Raw genomic sequence first — 12,089 nt, forward strand, 5'->3', positions numbered from 1 at the left:
TCCCGCTCATCCCGGCGAAGCCGGGACCCAGTGCCTTGGGTGAACGGCGCCTGTGGTCATCCCGCCCGGTAGTCCTGAAACACCGGCGTCTCGCTGGACAGGACTGGGTCCCGGCTTCGCCGGGATGAGCGGAACAATTTGGACTCAGACCGCCTCGTTCAGCAGGGCGTCCCTGTAGGCGTCGATCCAGATGTTGCGGAAACGGCAGCTGCGTTCAGCGTGATAGATATGGGCCAGTTCGGCGTAGCTGCGGTCGAAGTCGTCATTGACGAAGACATAGTCGAATTCGCCGCAGTGCTCGATCTCGCCCTTGGCGTTCTGGATGCGGCGCTCGATGACCTCGTCGGCGTCCTGGGAGCGGGTGACCAGACGGCGACGCAGTTCCTCAAGGCTGGGCGGCAGGATGAAGACGCGGACGGCGTCCTCGGGGCATTTTTCGGCGATGTCGCGGGCGCCCTGCCAGTCGATGTCGAACAGGACGTCGCGGCCCTCGGACAGGGCCCTGTCGATCGGCGCGCGCGGGCTGCCGTAGCGGGCGCCGTGGACGTCGGCCCATTCGAGGAAGGCGTCGGCGTCGATCAGCCGCTGGAACTCGGCGTCACTGACGAAATGATAGTCGCGGTCGGCGACCTCGCCCGGGCGGATGCCGCGGGTGGTCATGGAAATGGACAGCTCCAGCCCGCCGTGGTCGGCCATCAGGCGGCGGCACAGGCTGGTCTTGCCGGCGCCCGAGGGACTGGCGACGATCAGCAGGACGCCGCGGCGGGGATGGCGTTCATTCGACATTCTGGACCTGTTCGCGCAGCTGTTCGATCACGGCCTTGAGCTCCAGGCCGATTCCGGTGAGCGCGGTCGTAGCTGATTTTGAGCAGAGGGTGTTCGCCTCCCTCATGAATTCCTGCATCAGGAAGTCGAGTTTCCGGCCGGCGGGGGGTTGCTGCAACAGGGTGCGGGCCGAGGCGACGTGGGCGGTGAGGCGGTCGAGCTCCTCGCGGACGTCGGCTTTCGTGGCCAGCGAGGCGGCCTCAAGGAAGATGCGGTCCTCAAGGCCCGGCGCATCGGGGGCCAGCTCGGTCATGCGGCGGGCGAAGCGCTCGCGAATGGCGTCGGTCTGGGCGGCGGCCCCGGTCTCGGCCTGGGCGGTCAGGGCCGCAATGCGGCCGATGAAGTCGGTGATGACCGGCAGGAGCTGCGATCCCTCGCGGTCGCGCGAGAGTTTGAGCGCGTCGAGGGCCAGATCGATCGACACGGCCATGTCGGCCTCTACGGCGGCGCGGGCCTCGGGATCGTCGGCCTCCTCGGGGGCTTCCAGCACGCCGCGCAGGGACAGCAGGCCGTCGGCCGAGGGCGGGGTCGCCCCCTCCTCCGCCAGCTGGTTGGCCAGGGTCAGATAGTGGGCGAGGATGTCCTGATTGACCTTCAGCGACGCGGCGCCGAGTTCACGTTTGGCCTGGATCCCCAGCGTGATCTGACCGCGGCTCAGCCGGGTCTGGGCGGCGGTCCTGGCATGGCGCTCGAGGCCGTCGAAGCCGGGCGGGCCGCGGAAGCGGACCTCCAGATTGCGGCCGTTGACCGAACGGGCCTCGACCGACCAGGTCCAGTCGCCGGATGCGCCTTCGGTCCGGCCGAAGCCGGTCATGCCGGAGATGGCGCTCATCCGGCGGGGGCCGGGGCGGGAATGGTGATCACGCGGGCGCCGGGGGGAACGGTCACGGCGGGCGCCTCGGCTGCGGCGGGCCCGGCGGGGGCCGGCTCCGGGGGGGCGGGCGCAAGACCGGCCCGGCGGCGCTCGATCTCGCGCCAGCGGGCGACATTGGCGAGATGCTCCTCATAGGTCCGGGCGAAGGCGTGGCCGCCCGAGCCGTCGGCGACGAAGAACAGGTCGGCGGTCGAGGGCGGGTTGAGCACGGCGGCGACGGCGTCCCGGCCCGGATTGGCGATAGCGGTCGGGGGCAGGCCGTCGACCTGATAGGTGTTCCACGGATTGGGCCGGTCGAGCTCGGACCGTCTCAGGCCCCGGCGCAGCGGCACGCCCCTGGTGATGCCGTATTCAATGGTCGGATCGCTCTCCAGCCGCATGCCGGACCGCAGCCGGTTGGTGAAGACGGCGGCGACGCGGGGGCGTTCGGCGGCGACGCCGGTCTCCTTCTCGACGATGGAGGCGAGGATCATGGCCTCCTCGGGCGTGCGGACGACGGTGGCGGGGCTGCGGGCGGCCCACAGGCGGGCGAGGTTCTGGTCGCGGGCGGTGCGCATGCGGGCGATGACCGAGGCGCGGGTCTCGCCGCGGGAGACCTCATAGGTGTCAGGCCAGAGACTGGCCTCGTCGGGCGTCGTGTCGATGGTCCCGGTCAGGATCGGCTGCCGGTTCAGGATGTCGACGGCCTGGGCGGAGGACCAGCCCTCGGGCAGGGTGACGTAGTGGCGGACCACCCGACCCTCGACCAGCAGGACGAGGACGGAGCGCAGCGAGGCCTTGCCGGGCACCTCATATTCACCGGCGCGCAGCTTGCGGTCGGCGCCGGTCAGGGCGGCGGCGGCCTTGAACATGTCGGTCGAGCGGATCACCCCCGCCGACTTGAGGGTGGCGGCGATGGCGTTGACCCCCGCGCCGCTGGGCAGGGTGACGATGGTCGCCTCACCCTCGCGGGCCGACGGGCCGGGGGCGTAGAAGACGCTCCAGGCCGCGACCAGGGCGATGATCAGGAAGGTGCTGAAGGTGGCCGTGGCGGCCAGAAACGCGGTCTTGCGGCCGGATCCCCGCTCCACAGACATCAGCCGACCTTCCGGAAGATGACCGAGGCGTTGGTGCCGCCGAAGCCGAAGCTGTTGGACATGGCCACATCGATCTCCATCGGCTGGCCCTTGCCGCGCACCAGGTTCAGGGCCGTCTCGCGCTCGGGGTTGTCGAGGTTGATGGTCGGCGGGGCGATCTGGTCGCGGATGGCCAGGATGCAGAAGATGGCCTCAATGGCCCCGGCGGCGCCCAGCAGGTGACCGGTCATCGACTTGGTCGAGGACAGGGCGACGTTGGGGGCATGGTCGCCCATCAGCCTCTCGATAGCGCCAGCCTCGATCCAGTCGGCCATGGTCGAGGTGCCGTGGGCGTTGACGTAGTCGATCTCCGAGACGTCGATGCCGGCCCGCTTGATGGCCATCTGCATGGCCCGATAGCCGCCATTGCCGTCCTCGGCCGGGGCGGTGATGTGATACGCGTCGCCGCTCATGCCGTAGCCGACGACCTCGGCGTAGATGGTCGCGCCGCGGGCTTTCGCGTGTTCGTACTCCTCCAGCACCACGATGCCGGCCCCCTCGCCCATGACGAAGCCCGAGTGGTCCTTGTCCCACGGCCGCGAGGCCTTTTCGGGGGCGTCATTGTATGCGGTGCACAGGGCCTTGCAGGCCAGGAAGCCGGCGATGCCGATGGGGACGATAGAGCTTTCCGCCCCGCCGGCGACCATGACGTCGGCGTCGTCCAGCATGATCATCCGGGCCGCGTCGCCGATGGCGTGGGCGCCGGTGGCGCAGGCGGTGACGACGGAATGATTCGGACCCTTGAGGCCGTGGCGGATCGAGATCTGGCCGCTGGTCAGATTGATCAGGGCCGAGGGGATGAAGAAGGGGCTGACCCGCCGCGGACCCTGTTCCTTGAGGATGATGGCGGTGTCGGCGATGGGGCCGAGGCCGCCGATGCCCGAGCCAACCATGACGCCGGTGCGCTCGCGCTGCTCCTCGGTCTCGGGCTTCCAGCCCGCGTCGGCCAGGGCCTCGTCGGCAGCGGCGATGGCGTAGACGATGAAGTCGTCGACCCGCTTGCGGTCCTTGGGCGACATGACCTTCTCGTGGTCGAACACGCCCGGCTGGCCGGGCGCTCCGCCGCCACGACCGTCGACCGAGGGAATCTCGCCCGCGATGGTGCAGCCAAAGCCCTCGGTGTCGAAATTGGTGATCGGACCGATGCCCGAACGTCCCTCGAGGATGCCCTTCCAGTTGTGCTCAACGCCCCAGCCGAGCGGGGTGAGCAGACCGAGGCCGGTGACGACGACGCGGCGCATGAGCGCTCCTCGTTACAGAATCCTGACCGCAAACAGTAATGGCCGCCGGACGGCCCCGCTAGGGGCGCGCCACGGCGGCCATCAAAGCCGTATCGAAGTGGAGGCGATCAGCCCGCCAGCTTCTCGTCGATGAATTTCACGGCGTCGCCGACCGTCTGGATGTGTTCGGCGGCGTCGTCCGGGATTTCGATGTCGAATTCTTCCTCGAAGGCCATGACCAGTTCGACGTTGTCGAGCGAGTCAGCGCCCAGGTCGTCGATGAAGCTGGCCTTTTCAACGACCTTTTCCGGATCGGCGTCCAGGTGGTCGATGACGATCTTGCGGACGCGTTCCAGGGTGTCGGACATGGGGGTCTCTGCTTTTGGGGCCGCCGGGGCGGCTGTTGTCTCAAAACCTGCCGTATGACGACGGCGACGGCGACGCAAGCCTTGAACGAAGACTCAGGCCAACCGGTTGCGGAGGCTTTAGCACGGCGGCGCGGGCGGGAAATAGGGGATCGCGCCCTGGCTCTGGCGAACGGGATGGAATAACTCCAGTTATTCGAGTAATATGTCGCCATGCCTAATATCAGCGTATCCTCAGCGGAATTCCTCAAATCCTACGGTCGCATCAGCGACACGGCGGTCAGGGAGCCGGTTTCGATTACCAGCCACGGACGCGAACGACTGGTGCTGATATCGGCGGAGGAGTACCGGCGGCTGAAGCGAAACGATCGGGTCGCGCTCTACGCCTGGGAACTCAGCGACGAGGATGTTGCGGCCCTTGAGGCCAGCGAGGCTCCGCCGGAATCCGCGCAGTTCGATCACGAGATTGAGTGATCCGTGGAGATCCCCGAACCTCGCGCGGGCCAGGTGATCAGCTATGCCTATGTGTGGCGAGGTGAAGCGATCAAGGGCGCCAAAGAGGGCCGGAAAGACCGGCCCTGCGTGATCGTTCTGGCCGCGGTCACGGTCGATGAGGCAACGCTGGTGACTGTCGCTCCGGTGACCCATTCCATTCCCGAGCCGGACAGCGGCGCCATCGAAATCCCGCTGGCGACCAAGAGGCGGCTGGGTCTGGACAACCAGCGGTCGTGGATCGTCGTCAGCGAGGTCAATCGCTTCATCTGGCCCGGCTACGACCTCAGGGCCACGCATCGCGGCAGCGGGAAATGTCTGTTCGGCACCCTTCCCCGAGGCCTTTTCAACACGATTCGAGACGCAATGATTGCGAGCGCTCGCAAGGGCAAGCTGCGGGTCACATCGCGAAACTGACGTTGCAGGTCATCGTCCCGGCACGCCCAGGGACCAGGAACCGCCCTCACCGCCGCCGGTTGACCCACCAGACGAGCGCCGCGCCCGCCAGCGCCAAGGGCGCGCCATAGACGGCCCAGATGATCTGGCCGGTCATGAAGCTGCCCGGCAGGATGTTGAGCCCCTGCAGCACCCAGATGATCCCGATCAGCAACATGGGGCCGCTGAAAATAGTGGCGAGGATGCGGAGGATCTTCATCAGATCATCGCCATGCCGCCGTTCACGTGCAGGGTCTGCCCCGTGACGTAGGCGGCTTCGTCCGAGGACAGATAGACGGCGGCGGCGGCGATCTCGTCGCCCGTGCCGAGCCGGCCGAGCGGGATGGTCTTGAGGATGGTCTCGCGTTGGGCGTCGTTGAGCACATCGGTCATCGGCGAGGTGATGAAGCCCGGGGCGATGCAGTTGACCGTGATGCCGCGAGACCCGACCTCCTGCGCCAGCGACTTGGAGAAGCCGATCATGCCGGCCTTGGAGGCGGCGTAGTTGGTCTGGCCCGGGTTGCCGGTGACGCCGACGATCGAGGTGACGCCGATGATGCGGCCCGAGCGGCGCTTCATCATCCCCTTCATGGCCGCGCGCGAGAGGCGGAAATAGCTCTCGAGATTGACCCGGATGACGTCCTGGAAATCCTCGTCCTTCATCCGCATGAGCAGACCATCTTTCGTGATGCCGGCGTTGGCGACGAGGATGTCCAGCGGCGCGCCCGCGGCTTCCTCGGCGCGGGCGATCAGGCCGTCGACCGAGTCGGGGTCGGACAGGTTGGCGGCGGCGGTGAAGGCGCGCTCGCCCAATTCCCTGGCCAGGTCCTGCAGCACGGCCTCGCGGGTGCCGGAGAGGACGACGGTCGCGCCCTGGGCGTACAGGGCGCGGGCGATGGCCCCGCCGATGCCGCCGGTGGCGCCGGTGACGAGGGCGGTCTTGCCGGTGAGATTGAACATGGAAGCGGCTCCAGACTTTGGACTATTTGATCGTCGCCCCAACAAGGACCGACAGGATAACGCAGGCGTAAGCGCTGACCAGAAAGGCGGTCGCACGCCCGAGTTCGGATTTTAGGGCGGCGCCAGCCGCTAGCACTGCGCAGGCGGCGATCATGGCGAGCAGCAGCACGATAATCCACCCGGTGAGGCTGCCGTTCCCGATCGCGAAGAGCGTCATCGCGAGCAAACCCAGGAACAGCCACAGCAAAATTACGCCGCCGATCGCCAATGCGACGAGGGCGAACCAGCGTCGGGTGGACGGGAGGGTCAAAGTGATGCCGCGAACGCTTCCAGCTCTTCGGGCGTGTTCAAAGACAGGCTCTCCGCGTCGGGGGCGATGCGTTTGGCCATGCCGGTCAGAACCTTGCCCGAGCCGATCTCGGCGAAGCGGGTCACGCCGCCCTCCCCGGCCATCCATTCCATGCACTCGCGCCAGCGGACGCGGCCGGTGACCTGGTCGACCAGCAGGCGGCGGATGACCTCGGGATCGGTCTCGGGGCGGGCCGTCACATTGGCGACGACGGCGACCGACGGGGCGACGATCTTCGCGTCCGCCAGGGCCTCGGCCATTTCGTCGGCGGCGGGCTGCATCAGCGGGCAGTGGAAGGGCGCCGAGACGTTCAGGGGAATGGCGCGGGCGCCAAGCTCCCTGGCCTTTTCGATGGCGCGGTCGACGGCGGCCTTGTCGCCCGAGATGACGATATTGCCGGCGTTGTTGTCATTGGCGACGACGCAGACCCCGACCTCCGAACCCGCGGCGGCGGCGGCCTCGGCCAGGGCGAGGTCGGTCTTCGGGCCGATCAGCGAGGCCATGGCCCCGCGGCCCACCGGCACGGCGCGCTGCATGGCCTGACCGCGCAGCTTCAGCAGCCGGGCCGTGTCGGCGAGGGTGATCGAGCCTGCCGCGCAAAGGGCGGAATATTCGCCGAGCGAATGGCCGGCGACGAAGCCGGCGCGGCTGACGTCGATGCCAAACTCGACCTTGAGCACGCGGGCGGCGGCCAATGAGACCGCCATCAGGGCGGGCTGGGCGTTCTCGGTGAGGGTCAGCTGATCCTCGGGACCCTCGCGCATCAGCACCGACAGCTTCCGGCCCAGGGCGTCGTCGATCTCGGCATAGACCTCGCGGGCCGAAGCGAAGGCATCGGCGAGCGAAACCCCCATGCCGACCGACTGGCTGCCTTGTCCGGGGAACAGCAGGGCGAGGGTCATGGCGGGCTCCGAACGGCTTGGATTGAGGCGGAGGGGTAGGACGGAAGAGCCGGAGGGGCAAGACAGCGATGATCCTTCTCCCATTGGGAGAAGGTGGGCGGCGAAGCCGCTCGGATGTGGGTCGGCTGGTAGAAGCGGCGAAGCCGCCCCCCGGCGATCAACCCTCACCCTTTCGCGCAAGAACGACCGCTACGCGCCCGTGCGCTCAAGCCCTCTCCCAATGGGAGAGGGGTCAGAAACTAGAACAGCACCGCCGGGTTCATGATCCGCTGCGGGTCGATCGCGGCGCGGACAGCCTGCATGGTGCGGATCTCCAGTGGCGACTTGTAGCGTCGCGCCTCGTCGGTCTTGAGGCGGCCGAGGCCGTGTTCGGCGGAGATGGAGCCGTCGTAACGGGCGACGATGTCGTGGACGATCTGCGAGCCCTCCTCCCAGCGGGCGAGGAAGGCTTTCAGATCGCCGCCCGGCGGGCACAGGACGTCATAGTGGAGGTTGCCGTCGCCGACATGGCCGAAGGCGCTGACCCGGGCGCCGGGGTGGAAGCGTTCGACGGCGGCGGTGGCCTCTTCGAGGAAGTCGGCGATGCGGGAGAGCGGGACCGAGACGTCGTGCTTCCAGCCGCCGCCCTCGGGCTTCTGGGCGCCGGACTGCTCCTCGCGCACCTTCCAGAAGGCGGCGCGCTGGGCGTCATTCTGGGCGATGGCGGCGTCGTTGATGAGGCCGGTCTCGAAGGCGTGGGTCAGCAGCCGCTCCATGGCCGCGTCGGCCGCGCCGGGCTCGCCCGAGACCAGTTCGATCAGGACGTACCAGGGGGGCGCGCTGTCCAACGGTTCGCGGGTATCGGGGATGTTGGCGAGGACGAACGCCATGCCGATCCGCTTCATCAGCTCGAAGGCCTCGACCCCGCCCCCGGTCTCGGCCCTGGCGCGGGCCAGCAGGTCGATGGCGGCGGCGGGCGCGTCGAGCCCGACCATGGCGGTCGCGCGGCTGCGCATGACGGGGAACAGCTTCAGGGTCGCGGCGGTGACCACGCCGAGCGTGCCCTCGGCCCCGATCAGCAGCTGTTTCAGGTCGTAACCGGTGTTGTCCTTGCGCAGCCGTTTGAGGCCGTTGAAGACCTCGCCGTCCGGCATCACCGCCTCAATGCCCAGCACCAGGTCGCGCATCATGCCGTATCGCAGCACCGCCGTGCCGCCGGCGTTGGTCGAGATGACCCCCCCGATGGTGGCCGTGCCCTCCGCAGCAAGGCTGAGCGGGAACAGGCGGTCGGCGGCGGCGGCGGCCTGTTGCGCCTCCAGCAAGGTGACCCCGGCCTCGACGGTCATGGCGTCGTCCAGCGGCGTGACGTCGCGGATGGCGCGCAGCTTGCGGGTCGAGAGCAGGACCTCGCCATAGGGAATCTGGCCGCCGACCAGGCCGGTGTCGCCGCCCTGCGGGACGATGGCGATGCGGTGTTCGGCGCAGACGCGGACGGCGCGGGCGACCTCGGCGGTCGAGCGGGGCGTCAGCATCAGGGGCGTGTCGCCATGCCAGCGGTTCCGCCACTCGGTCAGCCACGGCGCGATCTCCACGGGATCATCAGTCCAGCCGCCGTCGCCGAGGGCGGATTTCAGGGCGGCGAGGGCGGCGGGCGACGGTGGGGTCATGCCGCCCTTGTCTCAAAGCGACGGCTCGCGCGCCACCCCAAACACCGTCATCCTCGGGTCACTCGGCCATGGATCGCGCACAGTCGTTTCGACGGCCGCCTGTCGAGCAACGGGGCGATGGGTCCTCGGGACAAGCCCGAGGATGACGGGATAGAAGAAAGGGATGAGCCATCCGATGACACCCGTACCCGCCGTCGGCGTCGTCTGTCTGCGGGACGATTCGGTGCTGCTGATCCGGCGTGGGACACCGCCGCGGCAAGGCGAATGGAGCCTGCCCGGCGGGCGGATCGAGCCCGGCGAGCGGGCGGTGGACGCGGCCCTGCGGGAGTTGCGCGAAGAGACGGGGGTGGAGGCCGAGATCACCGGCCTGGTCGACGTGGTCGACGGCCTGTTTCCCGGGGCGGGGCGGCACTATGTGCTGATCGACTATGCGGCGCGCTGGCTGTCCGGCGAGCCCGTCGCCGGAGACGACGCCCTGGAGGCGCGGTTCGTGGCGCTGGATGAGGCCGAGACCCTGATCGAGTGGTCCGAGACGCGGCGGATCATCCGGATGGCCGCCGCCGCGCGCTGAACGGCGCAGATTACGCGGATGTCATCTTCGCCCTGTCCGGTTTCTGTGGCGTGGCGGCCACAGGGTGCTAACCTGTGCGGGACAGGGAGATATCATGGACACGTCGCTTCTATTCACGGTCGCACTGGTGGTGCTGGCCTTCGTGCTGCTGTTCAGCGTGGTCAAGATCGTGCCCCAGGGCCGCGAGATGACCGTCGAACGGTTCGGCAAATACACGCGGACGCTCGCCCCCGGCATCAGCCTGCTGACCCCGTTCGTCGAGCGCATCGGCCGCCGCATGAACATGATGGAACAAGTTCTTGATGTTCCTCAGCAAGAGGTCATCACCAAGGACAACGCCATGGTGAAGGTCGACGCCATCGTCTTCATCCAGGTGATGGAGGCCTCGGCCGCCGCCTACCGGATCGAGAACCTGCCCTACGCCATCACCCAGCTGTGCTCGACCAATCTGCGTACCGTGGTCGGTTCGATGGAGCTGGACGAGGTGCTGTTCCAGCGCGACTCGATCAACTCGCGCCTGCTGACCGTGATCGACGCGGCGACCGAGCCGTGGGGCGTCAAGGTCAACCGGATCGAGATCAAGGACCTGACCCCGCCAGCGGACATCACCAACGCCATGGCCCGCCAGATGAAGGCCGAGCGCGAGCGCCGCGCCGTCATCACCGAGGCCGACGGCGAGAAACAGGCCGCCATCGCCCGCGCCGAGGGCGCCAAACAGGCGGCCATTCTGGAAGCTGAAGGTCGCCGCGAAGCCGCCTTCCGCGACGCCGAGGCTCGCGAACGCGAAGCCGAGGCCGAGGCGAAAGCCACGGCGATGGTGTCGCAGGCCATCGCAGCCGGCGACGTCAACGCGATCAACTACTTCGTCGCCCAGAAATACGTCGAGGCCTTCGCCGAACTGGCCCGCAATCCGACGGCCAAGACGGTCATCGTCCCGGCCGAGATGTCCGGCCTGGTCGGCACCATCGCCGGCCTGGGCGAACTGGTCGGCCTGGCCAGGGAACAGCAGCAGGGTCGCAGCGACGTGCGTCGCGACGCCCCGCCGCCCCCTGCGCCCGCTCGTCCTGCGCCGCCGCGCCCGCCCCGTCCCTCCGTTCCGAGGACCTGATCCATGGAAGCCCTGACTGACCTGCACGCGGCCCAGCCGTTCTGGATCTGGCTGGCCCTGGGCGTGATCCTGCTAGCGGTGGAAGCGGCCTTTTCGACCGAATGGCTGCTGTGGCCGGCGGTGTCGGCGGGGGTGGTGGCCGTGGTCACCGCCCTGGGCCTGCCGCTGGGCTTCCTCGGCGAGGTGGCCCTGTTCGCCGCCCTGACTGTGGTCGCGACCCTGCTGTCGCGACGGCTGATCCAGCGGGTCAATCCGTCGGACGCGCCGGACATCAACGCCCGTGACAGTCGGCTGATCGGCCAGCGGGCGCAGGTGGTCCAGGCCTTCGTCGACGGCCGCGGCCGGGTGTTCGTCTCGGGCGCCGAATGGGTCGCCGAGATCGAGGGCGCGGCTCCGCTGGCGGGCGAGAGCGTGATCGTCGAGGGGATGGACGGACCGAAGCTGAAGGTGCGTCCGGCCTAACCGGCCCGCAAATCCTCGATCCCGCGGTTGGCGAGGCCGTCGGCGCGCTCATTCAGTTCATGGCCGGCGTGGCCCTTGACCCAGTGCCACTTCACCTCGTGACGGGCGCGGGCGGCGTCGAGGCGTTTCCACAGATCCTCGTTCTTGACGGGCTTCCTGTCCGCGGTCTTCCAGCCACGCGCCTTCCACGGGCCGATCCATTTGGTGATGCCGTCCATGACGTAGCGGCTGTCGGTGTGGAGATCGACGCGGCACGGGCGGGACAGGGCCTCGAGAGCGCTGATGGCGCCCATCAGCTCCATGCGGTTGTTGGTGGTCAGCGGCTCGCCGCCCCACAGCTCCTTCTCGTGACCACCGCCGGTCTGGAGAATGGCGCCCCAGCCGCCGGGACCGGGATTGCCCTTGCAGGCGCCGTCGGTGTGGATGATCACGTGACTCATGCGCGCCTCCTAACAGGTTCGCTTGGCGTCGCGCCACTGAACGGCCTATATGCGGCACAAGTGTTTGAACGGGCCGCGCACCGGCCCGAACGAGGAGACGGTTCGTGGGTTCTTTCAGCATCTGGCACTGGGCCATCGTCGCCATCATCGCCCTGCTGCTGTTCGGCGGGCGCGGCAAGCTGTCCGGCCTGATGGGCGACGCGGCCAAGGGCATCAAGGCCTTCCGCGAGGGTTTGAAGGACACCGATTCGGACAAACCTTCGGACGAGCGTGCGGGCGCCCTGCCCCGCACCGACGCCGAAAAAGAAGACCTGAAGTCGTAGGC

The 12,089-nt window shown here is 68.4% G+C and carries 17 protein-coding genes; 6 read left to right on the plus strand and 11 right to left on the minus strand.

The window, feature by feature from the left end; genetic code table 11:
* Positions 1 to 144: 144 nt before the first annotated feature.
* The 5 genes from gmk to ACTIEW_RS07735 form a co-directional block, all read right to left on the minus strand.
* On the minus strand, positions 145 to 786 hold the full coding sequence (gene gmk / locus ACTIEW_RS07715) for a guanylate kinase (RefSeq protein WP_439477330.1): 642 nt from the start codon (positions 784 to 786) through the stop codon (positions 145 to 147).
* Positions 776 to 1,657 (minus strand): YicC/YloC family endoribonuclease, encoded by an 882-nt coding sequence (locus tag ACTIEW_RS07720; RefSeq protein ID WP_439477331.1) that lies wholly within the window; start codon positions 1,655 to 1,657, stop codon positions 776 to 778. The genes gmk and ACTIEW_RS07720 overlap by 11 nt, the downstream gene beginning before the upstream one ends.
* On the minus strand, positions 1,654 to 2,775 hold the full coding sequence (mltG, locus tag ACTIEW_RS07725; RefSeq protein ID WP_439477332.1) for an endolytic transglycosylase MltG: 1,122 nt from the start codon (positions 2,773 to 2,775) through the stop codon (positions 1,654 to 1,656). Before mltG ends, ACTIEW_RS07720 begins: the two co-directional genes overlap by 4 nt.
* The gene (gene fabF, locus ACTIEW_RS07730) at positions 2,775 to 4,055 is read right to left on the minus strand and encodes a beta-ketoacyl-ACP synthase II (protein ID WP_439477333.1); all 1,281 of its coding nucleotides are present in this window, start codon (positions 4,053 to 4,055) and stop codon (positions 2,775 to 2,777) included. The genes mltG and fabF overlap by 1 nt, the downstream gene beginning before the upstream one ends.
* 107 nt (positions 4,056 to 4,162) lie before the next feature.
* The gene (locus ACTIEW_RS07735; protein ID WP_055830235.1) at positions 4,163 to 4,402 is read right to left on the minus strand and encodes an acyl carrier protein; all 240 of its coding nucleotides are present in this window, start codon (positions 4,400 to 4,402) and stop codon (positions 4,163 to 4,165) included.
* Positions 4,403 to 4,612: 210 nt separating this feature from the next.
* On the opposite strand from ACTIEW_RS07735, the gene ACTIEW_RS07740 reads away from it, so the two are divergent.
* A complete protein-coding gene (locus tag ACTIEW_RS07740; protein ID WP_439477334.1) occupies positions 4,613 to 4,873 on the plus strand; it encodes a type II toxin-antitoxin system prevent-host-death family antitoxin in 261 nt (86 codons plus the stop codon).
* A gap of 3 nt (positions 4,874 to 4,876) precedes the next feature.
* Positions 4,877 to 5,308: a type II toxin-antitoxin system PemK/MazF family toxin gene (locus ACTIEW_RS07745; RefSeq protein ID WP_439477335.1), complete on the plus strand. Its 432-nt coding sequence runs from the start codon at positions 4,877 to 4,879 to the stop codon at positions 5,306 to 5,308.
* A 46-nt stretch (positions 5,309 to 5,354) separates the two neighbouring features.
* Here the strand turns inward: ACTIEW_RS07745 and ACTIEW_RS07750 are convergent, their stop codons facing one another.
* The 5 genes from ACTIEW_RS07750 to ACTIEW_RS07770 form a co-directional block, all read right to left on the minus strand.
* Positions 5,355 to 5,546 carry a hypothetical protein gene (locus tag ACTIEW_RS07750; protein ID WP_439477336.1) on the minus strand — a complete coding sequence of 64 codons (192 nt, stop codon included), beginning with the start codon at positions 5,544 to 5,546 and terminating at the stop codon, positions 5,355 to 5,357.
* On the minus strand, positions 5,546 to 6,286 hold the full coding sequence (gene fabG / locus ACTIEW_RS07755) for a 3-oxoacyl-[acyl-carrier-protein] reductase (protein ID WP_439477337.1): 741 nt from the start codon (positions 6,284 to 6,286) through the stop codon (positions 5,546 to 5,548). The genes ACTIEW_RS07750 and fabG overlap by 1 nt, the downstream gene beginning before the upstream one ends.
* Positions 6,287 to 6,308: 22 nt before the next feature.
* A complete protein-coding gene (locus ACTIEW_RS07760; RefSeq protein WP_439477338.1) occupies positions 6,309 to 6,596 on the minus strand; it encodes a hypothetical protein in 288 nt (95 codons plus the stop codon).
* Positions 6,593 to 7,537, minus strand: a complete 945-nt coding sequence (fabD, locus tag ACTIEW_RS07765) for an ACP S-malonyltransferase (RefSeq protein ID WP_439477339.1) — start codon at positions 7,535 to 7,537, stop codon at positions 6,593 to 6,595. Before fabD ends, ACTIEW_RS07760 begins: the two co-directional genes overlap by 4 nt.
* 239 nt (positions 7,538 to 7,776) lie before the next feature.
* On the minus strand, positions 7,777 to 9,183 hold the full coding sequence (locus ACTIEW_RS07770) for an FAD-binding oxidoreductase (RefSeq protein ID WP_439477340.1): 1,407 nt from the start codon (positions 9,181 to 9,183) through the stop codon (positions 7,777 to 7,779).
* Between the two features lie 163 nt (positions 9,184 to 9,346).
* Here ACTIEW_RS07770 and ACTIEW_RS07775 point away from each other — a divergent pair, with 163 nt between their 5' ends.
* The 3 genes from ACTIEW_RS07775 to ACTIEW_RS07785 all read left to right on the plus strand — a co-directional run bounded on the left by ACTIEW_RS07775 (position 9,347) and on the right by ACTIEW_RS07785 (position 11,324).
* Positions 9,347 to 9,754: an NUDIX hydrolase gene (locus tag ACTIEW_RS07775; protein WP_439477341.1), complete on the plus strand. Its 408-nt coding sequence runs from the start codon at positions 9,347 to 9,349 to the stop codon at positions 9,752 to 9,754.
* Between the two features lie 94 nt (positions 9,755 to 9,848).
* Positions 9,849 to 10,862, plus strand: coding sequence for an SPFH domain-containing protein (locus tag ACTIEW_RS07780; protein ID WP_439477342.1), 1,014 nt, complete (start codon positions 9,849 to 9,851; stop codon positions 10,860 to 10,862).
* A gap of 3 nt (positions 10,863 to 10,865) precedes the next feature.
* Positions 10,866 to 11,324 (plus strand): NfeD family protein, encoded by a 459-nt coding sequence (locus tag ACTIEW_RS07785; protein WP_439477343.1) that lies wholly within the window; start codon positions 10,866 to 10,868, stop codon positions 11,322 to 11,324.
* Here ACTIEW_RS07785 and rnhA read toward each other — a convergent pair.
* Positions 11,321 to 11,764 carry a ribonuclease HI gene (gene rnhA, locus ACTIEW_RS07790; protein WP_439477344.1) on the minus strand — a complete coding sequence of 148 codons (444 nt, stop codon included), beginning with the start codon at positions 11,762 to 11,764 and terminating at the stop codon, positions 11,321 to 11,323. The two genes, ACTIEW_RS07785 and rnhA, sit on opposite strands and share 4 nt — an antisense overlap.
* Before the next feature lie 104 nt (positions 11,765 to 11,868).
* Between rnhA and ACTIEW_RS07795 the strand changes: the two genes are divergently transcribed.
* Positions 11,869 to 12,087, plus strand: a complete 219-nt coding sequence (locus ACTIEW_RS07795) for a twin-arginine translocase TatA/TatE family subunit (protein WP_292066693.1) — start codon at positions 11,869 to 11,871, stop codon at positions 12,085 to 12,087.
* Positions 12,088 to 12,089: the final 2 nt, after the last annotated feature.

Source organism: Brevundimonas sp. (assembly GCF_051860745.1).
GTDB lineage: Bacteria > Pseudomonadota > Alphaproteobacteria > Caulobacterales > Caulobacteraceae > Brevundimonas.